We start from the raw sequence: 20,613 nt of genomic DNA on the forward strand, positions 1-20,613 counted from the left end.
GTCAGCGTGAACTAACGGGCGGATCGAAAAAGAGTTTAACCGCTGGCTCCTTAGCGTCCGCTGTTGAGCTTTACCAGGGCAAACATCCGCACGCCGTAGTCTTCGATCGGCTTGGGCGAGCGGTAAATATAGACATCGTCATCGCCGTCAGCATTCGGTCCCGAGACCAGCACCCCAGCCTCGCCACTGCCGCTCAGCGTGGCCAAGTCCGAGCTAAACACCGTGCTCAGTTGCACGTCAGTCGCCTCCGGTCGCTTGCGCACAGTGATGACCCAGTATTCGCGGCTATCGCTGGTGAGGCCCAGTTCGTCGCCCGCCATGATGCTATTCTGAGGCTGTTGATCGGGCTCAAAACCCGTGGCCGACATGTTGTAGGCCCAACGCTCAAGGTTAGTCACACCGTGGCCACCGCCGCTGTAGTCCAGATCGCGCTCATCTTCGGGGAAGTTTTGCTCAAGCCAATCCTGCACGCCCGGAGTTGCCGGGACAGCATTGGGATCGTCGCCGTTGAGCGCGACAACGCGGTCGAAAGGATCACCATCATACGAAGTGAAGTGACCACCGACCCAAATGCGCCCCTGATCATCCACACGCAGGCCATACACATTGGAATTAAATCCAGTCCCCTGATCGAAGTCGTTATCGATAGAGCCGTCTTCTTCGGCACGAACGAAGTAATTCACGGCTACACCATCATAGTTGGTGAAAGTTCCGCTCATCAGGATTTGATTATCGGGCAGCACCACCATTTTCTCAATCTGGGCATAGGCCGGACGGTAGCTGTTATGCGACTGGAAGCTCGTGTCAACGGCACCAGTCGAGTCAACCCGGTAAAGGTAACCATATTGATGACCAACCAGGAATTTGTTCCCCTGCTGTGCGAGACTGTAGACGATGTAATTACTGATCCCTCCATAGTCGAATGATTCGTCCACCGAACCATCACTGTTGAGCAAGAGAACGCGGTCACTGAAATTACCCGCCACCAGAATCTGACCATTGTCTAAAACGAGAAAGTCGCGCACCGTGCTACTGACTAACGGGTCCTTGGTAAATGTCGTATCGACACTGCCATCTTCATTAAGTCGGGTAAAGTAGGCGATGTCCGTGGAGCCGTTGAAGCTGCTAAACTGACCGCCGATATAAACCTTGTTATCCGACGTAGCCTCGACCTTGTAAACATAGCTGTTTGGGCCAGAGCCAGTATCGAACGCATCATCAAATTGCCAACCTTCGACTGGGTCGTCGATGATGCGATAGACTCGGCCCGGCGTGGAATTATTGCCGCCGCCGTAGATGCGCCCACTACCATCGACCGACAATGAATAAGTGTAGCGTGCTTGCGGGAAGGTGTTATCGATGACGCCATCATCACCGAAGATCGCCAAGCCTTGTCGGCTCGCGCTGCCCCCCGGATAAGTCACTATGCTAAAGTCACCCGCTGCAATTACTTGTCCATCATCCAAGAACGCGAAGTCCCGCACGTAATAGTTGAACTCAGGCACCGTAATCGCGGCAAATGGGCGAGCTGGATCGCGGACAATGAATACCTGAATCTCATCACTTTCAGTCGTGCCTTCCACGTTCGTTGCATGGAGTTCGAAGGAGCCGCTAAAGCTCGGAAGTGGGTTGGTGATCAGGAGTGTATCCGAGTCAAATCCAGTAACGCCGTCTTCCTCGCTCAATGGTTCTCCATCGCGATACCATTGATAGCTGATCGGCTCAACGCCGCGCACCGAAGCCCGTAAATAGGTCGGCTCGCCAAAGGCGATATCGCCTGAAGCAGGCAAGCTGATAAACTCCGGCGCACCGAGGAAAATCAACTCAGCGGATTCCGATTCGACAAAACCGGACTCATTGGTGACCTTCACTGAATACTCGCCAGCCGAAGAGGCATTCGTGCTGAGCAATCGCAGCTTGCTGCTCGTGGCGCCATTGATCGTGCCGCCATCACTGAGCGGGCCGCCGTTTTTATACCATTGGTAACTGAGCGCCGTCGTGCCGGTGGCAAAGACTTCAAATGTTGCTGAATCACCCTGCACCACTTCGACATCTGCAGGATCCACAATGATGTCCAGCTCGACGGGATCACCGTTGAGGAACACCAGGTTGCTATACGTTCCACTGACGCCATTGAAGGTGTAAAAGGTGCTGCCATAAGCAATGCGCCCATCGGGTAGAATTTCCAACGCGGTCGCGGAGTTGTTCGTGTCTTGGCCAGGATCGGTGCGGAAGGTCGTGTCGAGCGTTCCGTCTGCCTCCAGGCGCATGAGGCGCTTGTAAAGCCGACCATCAATCGTCAGCCCAAATGAGCCACCAACCACGATGCGTCCATTGCTCTGCACTTCCACTTCCGTAACGGTCGTGCCAATGCTGGCTGCAAACTCGGTATCCTCTTCACCTGTTTCCAGATTGAAGCGAATCACATTGTTGCCCGTACCAATGAGCCCGTAGTCATCCGTGTGGATCGCCACGTCATAGATCTGAGAGACAGATGTAGTCACCGGCGAAACAAAGCTTTCGCGAATATCTCCATTGGGCGAAAGTCGCGTGATGCGCGGACCGTTGGACGCAGTCGTAAAATAACCAACCGCCAGCAAATCGCCATCAGGCAGAATCTCCAGCGCATTGACCGTTCCGTTCAACGGGCTGCTGAAAGAGAGATCCACCGAGCCATCCGGGAGGAGCTTCACCAGATATTGACTAGGCTGCATCGAGCCTCCCGCGTAAATGCTGCCATCAGGTCCAACCGCCAGCGCATTGATCTCATAGGTCTGCGTGAAGTCATCTGGGGCGAATGAATCATCGAGCGTCAAGTCGCTGTTCAAGCGGGCAATGCTGTTGCGCGTCTCCCCATCGACCGACGAGAAACGACCAGCAATGAGGATCTTGCCATCGGGTTGGCGCACCATAGCTTGCACATCAGCAAATGAACCACTCAGACCAATCGGCAGACTCCCTGCGACGTTCTGAGTCAGGTCGGCATTCAGCGCCAGCAGCGTGTAGCTCGCATAACGATCCGAGCCAACCAACACTCGGCCATCCGGCAATGCCAGAATCGACTGCGGAGGACGATTCGGGTATGCGTAACCTTCGGTGACGAATAACCCGGCGGGCGGCTCAATTACATCAATCTGTACGGGAACAGTCTCCGCCGAGCCGAAGCTGTTCGTGACACGCACGAAGTATTGGCCGGCATCGTCAAGGGCCATATTAGTAATGGTTAGCTCCGTCGTCGTGGCGCCGGAGATGTCACCGCCATCAGCCAACACATCATCACCGTGTAACCACTCAATGGTGTAAGGCGCAGCGGCAATGAAATCCGTGAACAAGGTCAAGGTATCGCCTTCCACGAGTAACTGGGCAGTCAGCGGTTCGAGTTGCTCCGGATCATCGAGGACAATCAGGTCTGCCCCTTCGCTCGTGAGCGTGCCCGCATCACTCGTGACGTCCACCGTGTAAACGCCTTCGTCTGCCTCTTCCGTATCGAGCACGCTGAGGTTAGCGGTGGTTGTGCCGGAGTAGTCGGCACCATCGCTGAGCGGATTACCGTCTTTATACCACTGATAACTCAAGGTGGTATTACTGTAGGCGATCACCGAAAACTCCGCCGTGTCACCCGGGTTGACGTCCATGCTGCGCGGGTCGGTGAGGATGTTGAGCAAGATCTCATTCCCCTGCAAACGCACATAGTAAGGCACCGTTACGTTGTTAAACTGGGCAAAGCGACCAACCAGCCAGATACTGCCATCGGGCGCCACCGAGACATCGTAGGCCTGCCCTTGAGGACCCGCGCCAATGCCGGTGTTGAATTCCGTGTCTGCCGAGCTGTCGGCATTCAGACGCCAGAAGTAAGGCGACTTCGCCGAACGGGCGACAACCATCTGGCCATTCGCCTGAACTCCGACGCGCCCACCCATGCTGTTGCCATAAGACGAAGAACGTGAGCCATCATTCAACAGCAACTCCGTACCAACATTCCCATGAGAAACGATGATTTCGCCATTATCCTGCGGCAGTAACGACGTGCGATACAGCGAGTAATTGTAGCCATAAAAATTCTGATTCCAGGTGGTGTCCAGTTTGCCATCATAAGTCAGGCGAATAAAGTAATTCTTGTTAGTGTCGACGTGAGTAAGGCTACCCGCCAGGTAGACATAATTTTCATCCGCTGCGACATTCATGACAATGCCACGATAGGGATATTGAGACCACGACAAGATCGGCGCGTAGTCCGAGTCCAGGCTATAATCTGACTCCAAAATGGCCGTACTGCTCCGTGCCACCGAACCAATCATGCTAAAGTGGCCGCCGATCAGCAAATTTCCGTTCGGCATGCGTGCGACATCATAGATAGAAGCGTTTGCGCCTTCGAAGGCGGTGCTGAACTCGGTATCCAGCGACCCATCTTCAAAAATGCGCGTGAGGTAAGGATAGCTGTTAAAGCAGATGAAGTAGCCGTCCCCATCTGGAACGATGCGTAACACTTGGCCACTTACGATGGAATCCACCGTCCAATCCGTGTCGACCGTGCCGTCCGGCTTTGCCTTAAACAGGTAGTTTTTGCCCGTGCCATTGAAATTGGTGAAATTGCCGCCAATGATCGCGCCATTGTCCGAAGTCGCAGCAACGTATTCCAAAGTAAGCCCGGTGTAGGTGAAGCCAGGGTTGAAACTCGGGTGGATCTTTGTCGGGTCTTCCAGAATAGAAAGGCCGACTTCGTTGGACTTCGTCGTACCGCCGCTGTTGGTGATCTCCACGTAGTATTTACCCACATCCGTCAGCGCCACCGGATCGATAGTGAAGGAGCTGCCGGTCGCGCCGGGGACGGCCCCCTCGCCCACTTTGTACCACTGGTAGGTGAAGTTCGTCTGGCTTTCCGCGACGACGCTGAACGTGACCGCGTCATTTTCCGTGACGGACTGCGGAACGGGCTGTGTCGTAATAATCGGTTTCTGATCGTCGTCGATCACGGTGATCACGTAGCGGTTCACACCGCCGGCTTCCATACCGACGGGATTGCTCAAGCCGAGTTCGAAGCTTTCCTCGTTTTCCGAAATACTGTCGTTGGAAATCGTCACCGTGACCGTCTTCGGATCGCTGTTGCCGGTGGCCCAAGTCAGCGTTTCAGAAATTGCAGCATAGTCGCCGTCACCAAGCGTCGCCGTGCCGTCGATCGACACCACATCGATGCTGGCCGCACCCGATGCGTCGCCAAAGCGGTAAACTTGCACATCGACCGTGCCAACGGTTTCCAGGACTTCCGTGCCATATTCGCCAAAGCCAGCTGAGCCGGGGCCACTGGCCAAGCTTGCCAGGTAGTTGACCGGCTGATCATTCAAGAGTGTAAAATCACCGCCAATCACGAGATTCGCGCCATCTTCGATAATCGCGTTGACCGTGTAATTCGCGCCGGTCCCGATCAGGAAGTCATCATTGAGCGAGCCATCCAGATTCAAGCGCGCGACACGGTAACTCGTCTCGCCGCCGATGGTCGTGAAGTTGCCGACGATCCAGAAAAAGCCGTCGAGGTAAAGACCGTCAAGCACTGGCCAGTTGATGTCATCTGTCGAAAAATCTTCTGCGGTCGAGCCGTCTGCCTCAATCACCATCACACGCTCTGCGTCTTGGCCATTAACTTCCGTGAAGCCGCCAAAAATCGCGTAGCGGTTACCCGGAATTTCGATAATCCGGTTAGCATACCAATTCATGTCCAAGGTGAAGTCCGAGACGACGTTGCCGTTCGAATCCAGCTTCTTCACGGCATACTCGAAGCTAAAGCTACTCTGGTAGCCGCGGTAGCCAACCAACACCGAGCCATCATCCAGCGGCAAAATGCTGTAAGTAGTGATGGAATTGAAGGTCGAGAAATTGCCGTTAAACGAGTAGTCTTGATTACCAGCGGTGTGAAAACGCTTCAGCTTCTGCGTATCGTTGAAGCCGATGAAAATTTTGTCATCTTCGGCCACCGAAATAACACTCGGAACGTACGAAGAATTGAGGATCGGGTTGAAGCTCGTGTCGATCACGCCCGCCGGACTGATGCGCACCGCCTTGGTGACCGCCGTTCCACCCACCGAGGTAAACGAACCTACCGCATAAATATTACCCGAGCTGTCCACTGCCAAGCTACTAATCGAGCCATCCGTGGAAAAGCTGAAGATGGCGTCTCCATCTCCGTCCACAGCGTTCAAATAATCTGAACCGCCATAGGCAAAACCACCACCTGGCAAGGCGACCATCGAGATCACGCGGCTCGTCGCATCCACATCGAAAGAGCTGTCAAACGAACCAGCCGGAATATTAATCACCACTTCGGCATCGTCCGACTGGATGGAGCCATTTTCATTCGTCACGACCGCATGCCATGTGCCTTGGTGCGCAGCTTGGTTAGCGGTCAGAGTAACGCGGGCACCAGTGGCGATTTCCACATCATCCACATACCAGGTAACCGTGGTCGGAAGCACGCTGTCGAGCTCCAGCGAAATTTGAAACAGATACCCCTGATTCACCGTCACGTCGGAGGGTTGCACGGTTATTGTTGGCGCGCTGTCGTCATCACGCACGGTGACCGTGGCAACTTCGTTTTGACCCAATCCAGCGCCGGATGCATTGCTCAAACTAACCGTAAAGGTGCGCACACCGTCATCGCTGTTGTTGTCGGTCACGGTCACGTCGAAATACTTCACGCCGGATTCACCGTCGGCCCACGTCAGGGTCTCACTCACCGGTGAGAAGCCCGGGAAGGAAAGCGCCGAGGCGGACACTTCTACCGACACTGCGCCGCTACCAGCGGGATAACGCGCCACCGGAATCGACAGCGTCACGTCGGACTCATCATAGGTGAACGAACTCGCTGCCAGCGTGACTTCGCTGCCGCCGATATCGTCCCCCTCAAACCGAACAATATTGTTAATCTCCAGGTCCGGGTCAGTCACCCGCTCAAACCAGCCACCGACTACATATTTGCCATCCGGCTGAATCGCCACGTCGTAAAAGTGCGTGCCGAATTCGCCGCGAACGGTCGTGTAAGGCTCAGGGAGGAAACCAGTGTCCAACGTGCCGTCTGGGTTCAGACGCGCAATGGACGCCGTTGGATTGCCGTCGATTTCATTGAAAATACCACCAACCAGAATCTTGCCGCTCGGAATCTGCTTAATGAAGCCGCCGACCCAGCCATTGGTTCCACCGCCGAGATTGGCGTCGAATGTGGTGTCCAAGGCACCATTGGAGCGGAAAACAGCGATCCACTCAGTCGAGGAGCCCACGTCGTAACCGTAGGGATTGCCGCCCGCGACCACACGCCCATCAAACAGGCAGGCAATGGCGTCGATGTCGCCCTCGTAGTCATTGATGTCCGGGCTGAACCCGTTGTCCAGCGAGCCATCGGAGTTCAGGCGATAAAGCAAATTCAAGGTTGGCTGGGCAAAACCCTGCGAATAAGCGCCGCCCACATAGATATCACCATCAGCGGCCAGCGCCATGTCGTAAATAGCCGCCGAAGTCAGGGTCGGCGCAAAGGATGTATCCACGGAGCCATCGGTGTTCAGACGTGCGATATTCGAGCGGACCACCCCGCCTACTGAGCTGAATCCGCCCGAGATCAGCACCTTGCCGTCGGCCTGTATTTCGATGTCGTTGACATAGCGCAGCGTGCCGCCGACGCCCGTCGTGTCAAAAGAGGTGTCCAGCGTGCCGTCCGCATTGAGCTTCACGATGCCAGAGCGGGAGACGCCGTTGTAGGTGCTGAATGTTCCGCCCACCAGGATTTTGTCATCCGACAGCACGTAGATCACATTGACTTCTGGTGATCCCGAGCTCGCCGCCAAGCCAGCATTGCCGGAGTTGAATGACGTGTCCAAAGTCCCATCGCTATTGAGGCGGCGCAGTGCTTCGGCGTCCCCGGTCCCCTGAAAAAGCGACACATTACCACCGGCCAAAATCTTACCGTTCGATTGCAGCCCTACGGCGTTAACTGCCCCGGTCCCAAAGATTTCCGGATCCGGATAACCTTCTTTTGTGATCCCGATGCCCACTCCACTGAGGAAGGTAGCATCAAGATCTACGGGCGTTGCATGGCTAGTCACTCCCAGGCCGCTGATTGCGATCCCAAGACAGGCTAAAAGGGCGGTATGCTTCATAGTAGGTAGCCAAATTGGTAGCATAAATCCGCTTAATAATCTAGCCGCAATGAACCCAACTCCCCAAATTTCGCATAAACGAATGTAACCACCTACTTGCCATTATGCCCTCATGGCACTGAACAGAATCATGCATATACATCAGACATTCACTGTAGTCACTAAAAAGCCGAGACCCTCGAAAGAGACCCGGCTGGAAAAGCGATTTTTCGCGCTAAAGGCGCCTAGTCGATACTATCCGCCGGCTCCCAGGATTGCAGGATGCGCATGTAGTTGCCGCGCTCGATGACTTCCGGGTTCGGCGCGTGGCGGTAGCTCATGCTGCCCTTCATCTGCGCGAGGGATTCGTATTCCTTGTCTTCCATCCAACGCGACATTTCGCAGCGCAGATCAGAGAGACGCTCGACGCCGTCCGTCAGCAGTTCGGAAACAACCTGCACAACATCCGCGCCGCACATAACGGCCTTGATCGCGTCGTCGCGCTTGTGGACGCCACCCGTGCACGCGAGGTCCAGCTGATAGCGCCCAGACAGCACGGCCAGCCAACGCAAGCGCAGGAGCAGCTCCGAAGAATTGGATAGCTTCAACTTGGGCTTCAGCTCCAGGTCTTCGATGTCGATGTCCGGCTGGTAAAAGCGGTTAAAGAGCACCAGGCCTTTCGCACCGGCTTCTTCCAAACGGCGGGCAAAGTGCGCCAGCGACGTGAAAAACGGCGACAGCTTGACCGAGACCGGCATCTTCACCGACTCGCAAACCGACTTCACGATTTCTTCCAGGCGGGTTTCCACGTTGTCCGCAGTTTCGTCGGACACGCGGGGCTGGTAGTAAAGGTTCAGCTCCAGCGCATCGGCGCCGGCCTTTTCGATTTCCTTGGCAAAGTAAGACCAGCCACCGAGGTGTGTGCCGTTGAGCGACGCGATGATCGGCACATTGACGGCCTTTTTCGCGGCGCTGACGTGCGCCAAATATTCGTCCGGCCCGAGGTGGAACTCCGCCTCTTTCGGGAAGTAGCTGCCAGCTTCGGCAAAGCTTTCCTCGTAGGCGTGGACGTGGGCGTCGAGGCCAGCTTCCTGACGCAGCCCCTGCTCTTCAAAAAGTGAATGCAGGGTGATGGCGGCAGCCCCGGCGTCTTCGGCTTTGCGGACGCGGTCGAGGTTCGAAGCCAGTGGCGAAGCGCCGAGGATAAATGGATGGGGCAGCTCGAGCCCAAGGTAATGCGTGGTGAGGTTCATGAGAAATGCAAAATTGGAAAGGCAAAATGCAAAAATCTTAGTGGACGCGTTATGAATCCATTTTGAATTTTGCATTCATAATTTTGAATTTAAATCGGTTCGCCGATGTCGTCTTTGGGTTTGTTAACCTGCGCGAGGTTTTCGTAGAGACGGCGTTGATCGCCGTCGATGGACTCGGCCCGGTTGATAAGCTCCTTCGAGCGACCGGGGTTGACTTGCGCCAACGAACGAAAGCGGACTTCATTATCCACGTATTCCTGGAGCGATTTCTTCGCCGCCTTACTGTCGAGCTGCAGAGCGGGATCACCGCGTTCGATACGACGCGGGTCGTGGCGGTAGAGCGGCCAGTGTCCGCTGTCCACGGCCAGCTTTTGCTGCTGCAGACCGAAGTTCAAATTGTAGCCGTGGGCGATACAATGGCTGTAGGCGATGACCAGGCTCGGCCCGTCAAAGCTCTCCGCTTCGTCGAGCGCCTGGATCACCTGACGCTCGCTGGCGCCCATGGCGATCTTGGCCACGTAGACGTTTTGGTAACCCATCGCGATCAGGCCCAAGTCCTTCTTCGGCGTTTCCTTACCACCGGCCGCAAACTTCGCCACCGCGCCCATTGGCGTGGACTTCGAGGCTTGCCCGCCCGTGTTGGAGTAAACTTCCGTGTCGAGCACCAAGATGTTGACGTTGCGGCCACTGGCGAGGACGTGGTCCAAGCCGCCGAAGCCGATGTCGTAGGCCCAACCGTCGCCCCCGACGCCCCACACGCTCTTGCGAACAAGGAAGTCGGCGAAGGTCAGCAGTCGCTTGGCGGCCGGCTCGTCCATGCCGATCAGCTTGCGCTTGAGCTCCGCTACGCGGTCGCGCTGAGCGAAGACGGACATCTCGTCCTTCTGATGGCTCATCAGGATTTCGCGGACCAGCATGTCGCCCAGTTGCGGCGTGAGTTGCTGGAGGAGTCGACGCGCCATTTCCGTCTTTTTATCGACGGCCAAACGCATGCCCATAGTGAACTCGGCGTTGTCTTCGAAGAGCGAATTGCTCCAAGCCGGGCCGCGTCCATTCTCGTCCGTGCAATACGGTGTCGTGGGCAAATTGCCGCCGTAAATCGAGGAACAGCCGGTCGCATTGGCAATCATCAGGCGGTCGCCGAAGAGCTGGGTGAGCAGCTTCAGGTAAGGCGTTTCGCCGCAGCCTGCGCAAGCGCCGGAGAATTCAAAGAGCGGTTCGCGCAGCTGAGTGTCGCGAGTGGTGAGGCCCAGCGCGGTGCGCTCGGGGCGCGGCAGCTCCTGGAAGAAGTCCCAGCGCATCTTTTCCTGCGCCACGGTCTCCTGATGCGGACGCATGTTGATCGCCTTTTCGCGTGGGTTGGCCTTGTTCTTGGCCGGGCAAGCGGTCACGCAGAGTCCGCAGCCGGTGCAGTCCTCGGGCGCTACCTGGATGGTGTAGCGGTGGCCGGTGATCTTGCGGTCCTTGAACGGCGCGGAGAGGAAATTCTCGGGCGCTTCGTCGAGCGCGTTCTCCGGGTAATGCTTGCAGCGGATCGTGGCGTGCGGGCAGACGAGCGCGCACTTGCCGCACTGGATACAGACGTCTGGATCCCACACGGGGATTTCCGTGGCGATGTTGCGCTTTTCCCACTGGCTCGTGGCGCACGGCCAGGTGCCGTCGACCGGGAAGGCTGAGACGGGCAGCAGGTCGCCATCGCCTTGCAGCATGACGCCTGTTACGCGTTGAACGAAGTCTGGCGCCTCCGCCGCAACCGCCGGAGGGAAGGCGATGGATGAGTTGGCGGTGGCGGGGAGGTCAACCAGATAAAGCGAGCTCAAGGCCATGTCGACAGCGGCGAAGTTCTTCTCCACAATCGCGGGGCCCTTGCGCATGTAGGTCTTTTCGATAGCGCCCTTGATCTTCGCGATGGCTTCGTCCTTGGGCAGGATGCCGGAGATCGCGAAGAAGCAGGTCTGCATGATGGTGTTCGTGCGGCCGCCCATACCGGCCTTGCGGGCAACGGCGTAGGCGTCGATCGTGTAAAGCTCGAGCTTCTTTTCGATCAATGTTTGCTGCACTTCGAAGGGTAGCTTGGACCAAATTTTTTCCGGCGGGAACGGCGAGTTCATCAGCACGGTGGCGCCTTCGGCGGCGTATTTCAGCACGTCGTATTTCGTCACGAACTGCCACTGGTGGATGCCCACAAACTTCGCGCTTTGCACGAGGTAAGGTGCCTTGATCATCTTCGGCCCAAAGCGCAGGTGGCTCACGGTCATCGCGCCGCTCTTCTTTGAGTCATACACGAAGTAAGCCTGCGCACAGTTGTCCGTTTCTTCACCGATGATCTTAATCGTGTTCTTGTTGGCGCCGACGGTTCCGTCGCTGCCGAGGCCGATGAAGACCGCGGAGAACTCGTCTCCTGAAGCAACCTTGAAGTCTTCATCGACCGGCAACGAACGGTGGGTCACGTCGTCCACGATGCCCACCGTGAAATGGTTGATCGACTCGCTGCCGAGCAGGTTGTCAAAGACCGCCTTGGCCATGCCCGGATTGAACTCCTTGCTGCCGAGGCCATATCGTCCAGCCAGCACAGTTGGCTCACTGGCCATCTTGCCGAGGTCCTTCGCTTCGCGTAGCGCGGTGACCACGTCTTGATAAAGCGGTTCGCCGAGAGCGCCGGGCTCCTTCGTGCGGTCGAGCACGGCAATGCGCTCAATCGTCTTCGGGAGTGCGTCAATAAAGTGCTGCAGCGACCACGGACGGAACAAACGAACGGCCAACACGCCGACCTTGCGGCCATCCGCACAAAGCGCTTCGGCGGCTTGTTGGCAGGTTTCAACGCCCGAGCCCATCACGATCACGACGTCGGTCGCATCCTCGGGGCCGGAGTATTCAAAAAGTTGATAACGGCGGCCGGTCAGCTCACCGAACTTCGCCATGATGCGGTCAACGATTGCCGGCAATGCGTCGTAATAGCCATTGGCGGCTTCGCGGGCCTGGAAGAACACGTCGGGGTTCTGCGCGGTGCCGCGAATCATCGGGGCGTCCGGGGTCAGGCCGCGGTCATGGAAAGCCTTAACCGCGTCGTCATCGATCAACTGATCGAGCACTTCATTGCTGACGGGCTCGTAGGTGTTGATCTCGTGCGAGGTGCGGAAGCCATCAAAGAAATGGAGGAACGGCACGCGGGACTCGAGCGTCGCGGCGTGGGCGATGGCGGCAAAATCCGCCGACTCCTGCACGCTGTTGGAGCACAGCATCGCAAAGCCCGTCTGGCGGCAGGCCATGACGTCCGAGTGGTCGCCGAAGATCGACAGCGCGTGCGTCGCGAGGCTGCGGGCGGTCACGTGGAGCACAAACGGCGTCAGCTCCCCGGCGATCTTATACATATTGGGGATCATCAGGAGGAGCCCCTGCGACGCCGTAAAGCTCGTCGCTAAAGTGCCGGCGGTCAACGCGCCGTGGAGTGCGCCGGCTACGCCGCCTTCACTCTGCATTTGGACTACAGTGGGAATATCGCCCCAAAGGTTCTTCTTACCCGCCTGAGACCACTCGTCCGAAAGCTCGGCCATCGGGGTGGACGGCGTGATGGGGTAAATAGCGATATTCTCGCTGAGTCGGTAGGCCACCGAGGCTGCTGCTTCATTAGCGTCGGTGATGGCAAAATCGCTTGGCTTATTCATGGTTGCGTTACAATTAGAAAAACTAACCAACCAAAAATCCAATGGCAAGAAAAACTAATGATGAAATCGAATCTCATTAATTTAATTTATCAAATAGTTAAACCCTCTCTCCCCTGCCATAAAAAAACCACCGCAGTTACGGTGGTTTCAGAGATGAAATTTTCCTCTAAGCTAAAAACTTTTTTGCCAGAAAAGTGAGCTTCCCGAGGGGTGATAGTCCTCCAACAGCTGCTCTAGAGCATTTCTCATCTAGCTTGGCAATGAGCTCATGTCGCAGGCATGGCTTTGCCAAGTGTTCGCTGAAAAGTGCTGCTTCATTTGGCACTTCCCTTGGATGGCTGCGCAGCAGGAAAATGAACGGCGCACAGTGTCAAAACAGATGCGTGTAGATGGCATCTTCGCACATACGCGCAAAGCTATCCTCTACGGAGCGTCTTTATCCACCTGCAAACGCAGGAATGACAGCACATCCTGGAATTTCTTCTGGTTGCTGCTGTCGGCCTCCACGAGGCATTCGTGGGCCTTGAGTACCATCGCTGCGTTGTCCCGCTCGGACTGGCTGGCGTTTTTCAACGACTCGGACTCAGTCGAATTAAAGGTCATCTCGAAGTCGCCCGTTTCCACATTCATAATGCGGTGGAGGCCCAGGTTACGAACCAGTTCGAGATTGCGCTGGCTCAAGCGTACCAAGGTGAACTCCCCGGGCGGATCGAGCTTGCGGAATTCCAAAGCGGCCCCGGCCATAATACCGAGAAATGTGCTATCCATCCCAGTGCAATCCTGGAAATCAATGACCACGCTACGCTTGCCCATTTCGGCCACCCGGTCGAAGAAGTCGCGCACTGGGGCGCAATTCAGGAAGCTCGCGCGGCCTTGAATGCGCAGAATCACCGGCTCGGAATAAGCATCGATGAGAAAAACTGGGCTTTCGCTGTCAGGCATGCGTTTTTAAAAAATCAAGTATTCAATGTATATAACTTCGCTACCCGGAATGGCCGGGCAACGAAGCAAAGTGCTACTAATTACTTATCGAGCAGTTGGCGCAGAACATAAGTTAAGATGCCACCGTTACGGTAATATTCAATCTCAACTTGAGTATCCAACCTCACGTCTAAAGTCACCTCTTCGGTAGAACCATCGGCGCGCTTGATCACCAGCGTGGCTTCAGCGCCAGGCTTTATGTCTTCACTAAGACCCAGCAGATCAAAGGTTTCCGTGCCGTCGAGGCCCAGAGTATCCTTGTCCGTGCCTTCCTTGAAGCAAAGCGGAAGAACGCCCATGCCGATCAAGTTGCTACGGTGGATACGCTCAAAGGACTTCGAAACCACGGCCTTTACGCCGAGCAGCGCGGTGCCCTTGGCCGCCCAGTCGCGGGAGGAGCCCATGCCATAGTCAACACCGCCAAAGACAATCAGGCCTTCGCCGCGCTTCTTGTATTCCATCGCGGCATCATAGATCGCCATGATCTCGCCGTCCGGCTGAAGCTTGGTGTAGCCGCCTTCCTTGCCTTCAGCCATTTCGTTGCGGATGCGAACGTTGGCGAAGGTGCCACGGGTCATCACGCGGTCGTTACCACGGCGGGAGCCGTAGCTGTTGAACTCGCGAATTTCCACACCGTTGTCCATCAGGTATTTACCTGCCGGGCTATCGGGCTTAATCGCGCCAGCCGGGGAAATGTGGTCAGTGGTCACCGAAGCGCCGAGGAGGGCCATTGGACGCAAGCCGCTGAACGACTCAATCGTGCCAGGCTCCATACCGAAGTTTTCGAAGAACGGCGGGCGCTGGATGTAGGTCGACTTTTCATTCCAGCCGTAAACCGCGCCGGTCGATGACTGAACGTCATTCCATTGTGGGCTGGCGGAATTGAGGTCAGCATACTTTTGGCGGAACATCTCGGGCTTGAGGCCCTTGAGGATGTTGGCCTGGATCTCTTCGTGGCTGGGCCAAATGTCCTTCAGGTAAACCGGGTTGCCGTCCTTGTCGTTACCGAGCGGATCGTTGTCCATGTCGAAGTTGACCGTGCCAGCGAGGGCGAAGGCAACGACGAGCGGCGGGCTCATCAGGAAGTTAGCCTTGATCGAGCCATGCACGCGGGCTTCGAAGTTGCGGTTACCGGAGAGAACCGATGCCGTGACGAGTTCGCCCTCGACGATTGCTTCTTCGACGGACTGGTCCAACGGGCCGGAGTTGCCGATGCAAGTCGTGCAGCCGTAGCCGACGAGGTTGAAGCCGAGCTGGTCGAGGTATTCGCTCAAACCGGTTTCGTTCAGGTAATCGGTCACCACGCGGGAGCCCGGCCCGAGGGAGCACTTAACGGTCGGGTCGACGGTCAGGCCCTTTTCCACTGCCTTCTTGGCCACGAGACCAGCGGCAAGCATCACGGACGGGTTCGAGGTGTTGGTGCAGCTGGTGATCGCCGCAATCAGCACGGAGCCGTGGGAGATTTCAGGCAAAGTTTCAGTCGCAACCAATGCGCCACCATCGTCACGCCAGCGCTCAACGTCCTTGGTGCTGTCCACCTTGGCGCTGCGGGTAGCGTTTTCGCTGGTCACGCCGTAGCCGCCTTCGGCCAGCGGAGCGTGGAGCATGGTGTTCCAAGCGGACTTGAGGTTGTCCAGATCGATACGGTCTTGCGGACGCTTCGGGCCAGCAACGCTCGGGACGATCGTGCTGATGTCCAAATCAATGCTCTTGGTGTATTTGATTTCTCCTGCCTTCGGCATGCCGTAGAGGCCCTGAGCTTCCAGGTATTCCTTAACGGTTGCAATCTGCTCTTCGGTGCGGCCGGTGGCGCGCAGGTATTCGAGTGACTTGTCGTCGATCGGGAAGAAGCCCATCGTGGCGCCGTATTCGGGAGCCATGTTGGCAATCGTCGCGCGGTCAGCGAGCGTCAGCGCCTCAGCGCCTTCGCCGTAGAATTCAACGAACTTGCCCACGACCTTTTCGGCGCGAAGCATTTCCGTGATGCGCAGGGTAAGGTCGGTCGCGGTGACGCCTTCCTTGAGCGCGCCAGTCAGGTTCACACCAATGACTTCCGGCGTCTGGAAAGCGATGGGCTGGCCGAGCATGCCGGCTTCCGCTTCGATGCCGCCCACGCCCCAGCCAACGATACCGAGACCGTTGATCATGGTGGTGTGCGAATCGGTGCCAACGAGGCTGTCCGGGTAAAGCACGTTCTTGCCCGCAATTTCCTTCTGGAAGACCACGCGCGCCAGATACTCGAGATTCACCTGGTGAACAATGCCCACTGCGGGCGGAACCACACTGAAGGTTTCAAAAGCTTGCTGGCCCCACTTGAGGAACTCGTAACGCTCGATGTTGCGCTCGAACTCGCGCTCGAGGTTTGCGACGAAGGAGCTGGCGGTGCCAGCACGATCCACCTGCACCGAGTGGTCGACAACGAGGTCCACCGGGACGAGCGGCTCGATCAGGCCGGCGTCTTCATTGAGCTCGGCCACGGCGTCGCGCATGGCGGCGAGGTCGACGAGCAGCGGCACACCGGTGAAGTCTTGCAGGACGATACGGCTGACGACGAAGGGCACTTCTTCCGGTGCCGGAGATTCGGCATTCCAGTTGGCCAGGCGCTTGACATCGGCATCCGTGATGCCCGCCGAGCCACAGTTGCGCAGGACGCTTTCTAATACGATACGGATGGAAACCGGCAAGGATGAGACCGGGCCCACTCCACTTTTTTCCAACTCGGGCAAGGAGTAATAAACGCCCTTGTCGGCGAGTTCTTTGACGACATTAAACGGATCGGCGAGTTCTGACATAGTGTTAGTTAAAGCGAAGCAAGATTGATGCGAGTTGGGCCAGCGGAAAAATTGTAATTAGCTGAGGGCGGCCTTGACCTCATCGAACGGCGGCAGATTATGCGGATCTTCCGTCACCCAAGAGTAGGCAACCTTACCATCGGTATCGATCACGAAAGCAGCGCGCTTGGAAACACCCTTGAAGCCGAGAAGGTCTTCGTAGAGCACGTCGTAGGCGGCGGCGACTTCCTTGTTGAAGTCCGACAGAAGCGGCACGGTAATGGCGTTTGCCTTGGCGAAGGCTTCCTGCGCGAAAGGGCTGTCGACCGACAGTCCGTAAACAACGGCATCGAGGGCGGCATACTCTTCGAGCGCGCTGCTCATTGTGCAAAGTTCATCGGTGCAAACACTGGTGAAGGCCAGCGGGAAGAACAGAAGAACAGTTTTCTTCGAGCCGAAGTTAGCGCTGAGCGTGATGTCGGCCAGACCATCTGCGGTCTTGGTCTTAAGCGTGAAATCGGGTGCGGAGGTTCCAGTAGCAAGTGCCATAGTCAAAGAATGTTGATAATAAAACCATTAACCAAGCCCGATGCCGCGGCCAAGTCAAGCATTGCGGCGGCTCGGCATGAAATGTCCGCAGCAAATTTATCATTCAATTAAATTCGGCTTCCCACCGGGGGTCAATACGCCGTCCACATTGCGCTTGAGCGGCTCCGGAGAAACCGGCAAGGGCGCACCGGGTGCTTCTTCGATCGTAACGCCATACGGCCAGTCTGGCGGGCAGATAGCCACATAGCGCGCAAACCCACCTGTACCACCCAGCGGCTTCGCGTAGCCAATGGCCACCAGCGCGCCCACCTCAGGAACCTTGTCCAGATTCATGACCCCTTCGGCCTGCGCGAAATTGTGATGCATCAGCCAGGCTTCTCCCTCGAGATCGTCTGAGTCATCGGTGTCGAGCGGCTCGTGCCCATGAAACAAAATATGCCGCTCCAAATGGAGAAATTTCAATGCAGGCAAACTCACTCCCGGAAACGGTTTGTCAGTAAAATGCGCCACGTCGGGCCATTTCTGATACCAGTCGCTGCGGACCATGACCACCGCCCCTTCCGGGATTTGGCCGTATTCTTGTTCCCAGGCTAGGACGTCGTTCATGGTCAACTCATAACCGGCGTTGTCTTTTAACTGATCAACAATGGAAATCACCACCAGTGGGCGGACCGCGAATGTCGGCGGCAGGTCACTGATCGTTGCTCCAACCGGATTCCAATGCGCCGGCGGGTCGAGCTGCGTGCCGTATTGATCACTGGGCAGCACGTAGGCAGTCGCCCGGAAACCTTGCTTGGAAATGGTAAACGGCTGCCCCTTCTCGATGTAACCAGGCATATCTTTGGCTGCGACGGTAGCCGAGAATGTCGCTTCGCCGAAGCCTGGCCACACGGGCTGCACTGGCGCAAAGGCATGCGTGAGGTCCACGTATTTGGCAGACTTGAGTTGCTGCTCGTAGAGATCCCACAGCGGATGCCCCGCGAAAAGCGCTTGGGTGATCAGCAGCAGGCACAGAGGAATGATTTTCATGGCGCGGCCATGATGCCTACCCAAGCCCACCCGCTCAAGCAAGATTACTGTGCGGGAGCGGTCTTCGCCGACTTATCACCGTATTCCTTGAAGTAGTGGCGCGCAACTGCGGTAAACAAAGCAATGTAAGCGATCATCGACATCACAGTTTGCACAATGTGCGGATCGATTCCCTCAACGAAAACGGCGATGTAAAGCGACACGATGCCGAAGATAAACGCACTCAGCATCGCAAATATGAAATAGAAGGTCACAAAGGCCGCCAGCAAGTATGCCGCCTCTCCCCACCCTGGGCGAAGATACCATGCCAACAGCGGAAAAACAGCGACCAGCAAGACGATAATCGTTTCCATCTCCATATATTAGCGGATGCTAGGCGCGTCTTGGCGGGATGCGCAAGCCCCGTATCATCAAAGGGCATGCAAGGTGGCATCAATCATCTGAAGATTGCATCCAGAGAAAACGCGCCTAGGCATCCGCCGAAAGAGAAGGCGTTGGTTCAGCTACGCGACGCGTTGAAGCGAATTGGCGCAGCCGAACCAACGCCATGCAGCAGTGGCAATAGACAGAGTAGGCTTGAGAAAGAATGAATTGGTTCATGGGGGTGGAGGCGAATGGTTGAACAAGCTACGACGGCAACGGCTATCTTGCCAAACCGACAAAACCCTAATATTTAATGGGCAGCCCTCGCAAAATTAGAAACCGTGCTAGCCGATACAGCAGTACACCCCCACGGATACGCTCCTGAACTGCTTTTGCCCTTGTCCATTGCCCACGAATCCGCCTTTAATCCTCAGCTTTGCAAATCCCATGAGCCAACTAGCAAACATTAAGCAGAACATCGACACCATCATCGGCGCAGACGAGCTGATGGAGCGCATCCGCGCCGGCAAAAAGCTGCGCATCAAGCTCGGTGTCGACCCCACCCGCCCCGACCTCACCTTCGGTCACCTGGTAGTCTTTAATAAGATGAAGCAATTCCAGGACATGGGCCACGACTGCATTTTGCTCATCGGCGACTACACCGCCACCATTGGCGACCCGTCCGGTCGATCCGACACCCGTCCCGTCCTCACTGAAGACGAAGTGCGCGCCAACGCCGAAACCTACCTGGAACAGGCATTCAAGATCCTCGATGAGGACCGCACCATCGTCCGCTACAACAGCGAGTGGTTCAACGAAATGTCCTTCGGCGACACGCTTAACCTGGCCCGCAAGATGACCGTTGCCCGCATGCTCGAGCGCGACGACTTCGCCAAGCGCCACGCTAGCAACAGCCCAATTTCCATTGTCGAATTCCTCTACCCGCTCGTCCAGGGCTATGACTCCGTCATGCTCGAGAGCGATGTCGAGCTCGGCGGCACCGACCAGCTCTTTAATATGCTCGTTGGACGCCAGCTCCAGAAGGACGCTGGCCAGCCCGAGCAAGCGGTCATCACCATGCCGCTCCTCGTCGGCCTCGACGGCGTCAAAAAGATGTCCAAGAGCTACGACAACTACATTTCCTTCAACCACACCGCCAAGGACATGTTTGGCCGCATTATGTCCATCAGCGACGAGACCATGTGGGACTACTATCGCCTGCTCCTCCTCATGGACGAAGAGCGCATCGAGCACCACAAAAGCGATCACCCGATGGTTGCCAAGAAGCACCTCGCCTCATCCTTGGTCGCGATGTTCTACTCCCTCGCTGACGCCAAGCACGAGCTGGAGCAATTTGAGCAGGTCTTCGCCAAAAACCAACGCCCGGACGACATGCCCGAGTTCCAATGGGACTCCCTCTCCGGCGGCGAAACGACTTGCCCACTCCTCAACCTGATGGCCGGCACCGACCTCTTCCCGAGCAAGAAAGAATGCCGCCGACTCGTCGAGCAAGGTGCGGTCAAGGTCAACGACGAATCCGTCAGCGACCCCAAGGCCATCCTCGACAAGCCCGCCGACGAGCTCGTCATCCAGGGCGGCAAGCGCAAGTTCTTCAAGGTCCTGGGCTAGCAACGTGCCGTTGCATCCATTGATTTGCCCATTGGGCAAATGGCCAATCCACGACTAAAGGTAGGGCGCAGTCTCCAGACAAGCCGCCCGCTGCCTCTACGCCTTACGTTATCTCGAAAGGTGGCGCAATCAGCCTGTCCCACAAAGCGGGATCTCGATCCGCAGCTTCATCGGTGTGGGCTAGCAACGTGCCGTTGCATCCATTGATTTGCCCATTGGGCAAATGGCCAATCCACGACTAAAGGTAGGGCGC

General features: G+C 56.6%; 9 protein-coding genes. 1 reads left to right on the forward strand and 8 read right to left on the reverse strand.

What is annotated here, in order from left to right; translation table 11 throughout:
* Positions 1 to 50: 50 nt before the first annotated feature.
* The 8 genes from RBB62_RS08640 to RBB62_RS08675 form a co-directional block, all read right to left on the reverse strand.
* Positions 51 to 8,141, reverse strand: a complete 8,091-nt coding sequence (locus RBB62_RS08640; RefSeq protein WP_309398343.1) for an immunoglobulin domain-containing protein — start codon at positions 8,139 to 8,141, stop codon at positions 51 to 53.
* Positions 8,142 to 8,365: 224 nt separating this feature from the next.
* Positions 8,366 to 9,373, reverse strand: coding sequence for a dihydroorotate dehydrogenase-like protein (locus tag RBB62_RS08645; RefSeq protein ID WP_309398344.1), 1,008 nt, complete (start codon positions 9,371 to 9,373; stop codon positions 8,366 to 8,368).
* An 89-nt stretch (positions 9,374 to 9,462) separates the two neighbouring features.
* Positions 9,463 to 13,038, reverse strand: a complete 3,576-nt coding sequence (nifJ, locus tag RBB62_RS08650; protein WP_309398345.1) for a pyruvate:ferredoxin (flavodoxin) oxidoreductase — start codon at positions 13,036 to 13,038, stop codon at positions 9,463 to 9,465.
* Positions 13,039 to 13,461: 423 nt separating this feature from the next.
* Positions 13,462 to 13,980 (reverse strand): STAS domain-containing protein, encoded by a 519-nt coding sequence (locus tag RBB62_RS08655; protein ID WP_309398346.1) that lies wholly within the window; start codon positions 13,978 to 13,980, stop codon positions 13,462 to 13,464.
* 80 nt (positions 13,981 to 14,060) lie between these two features.
* Positions 14,061 to 16,811: an aconitate hydratase AcnA gene (gene acnA, locus RBB62_RS08660; protein ID WP_309398347.1), complete on the reverse strand. Its 2,751-nt coding sequence runs from the start codon at positions 16,809 to 16,811 to the stop codon at positions 14,061 to 14,063.
* A gap of 57 nt (positions 16,812 to 16,868) precedes the next feature.
* On the reverse strand, positions 16,869 to 17,339 hold the full coding sequence (locus tag RBB62_RS08665; RefSeq protein ID WP_309398348.1) for a redoxin domain-containing protein: 471 nt from the start codon (positions 17,337 to 17,339) through the stop codon (positions 16,869 to 16,871).
* 99 nt (positions 17,340 to 17,438) lie between these two features.
* Positions 17,439 to 18,368, reverse strand: coding sequence for a cyclase family protein (locus RBB62_RS08670; RefSeq protein ID WP_309398349.1), 930 nt, complete (start codon positions 18,366 to 18,368; stop codon positions 17,439 to 17,441).
* Between the two features lie 44 nt (positions 18,369 to 18,412).
* Positions 18,413 to 18,721: a hypothetical protein gene (locus RBB62_RS08675; RefSeq protein WP_309398350.1), complete on the reverse strand. Its 309-nt coding sequence runs from the start codon at positions 18,719 to 18,721 to the stop codon at positions 18,413 to 18,415.
* 457 nt (positions 18,722 to 19,178) lie between these two features.
* Here RBB62_RS08675 and tyrS point away from each other — a divergent pair, with 457 nt between their 5' ends.
* Positions 19,179 to 20,360, forward strand: a complete 1,182-nt coding sequence (gene tyrS / locus RBB62_RS08680) for a tyrosine--tRNA ligase (RefSeq protein ID WP_309398351.1) — start codon at positions 19,179 to 19,181, stop codon at positions 20,358 to 20,360.
* The last annotated feature ends 253 nt before the right edge of the window (positions 20,361 to 20,613 follow it).

This window comes from Cerasicoccus maritimus (genome assembly GCA_031296935.1).
GTDB classification, from domain to species: domain Bacteria; phylum Verrucomicrobiota; class Verrucomicrobiia; order Opitutales; family Cerasicoccaceae; genus Cerasicoccus; species Cerasicoccus maritimus.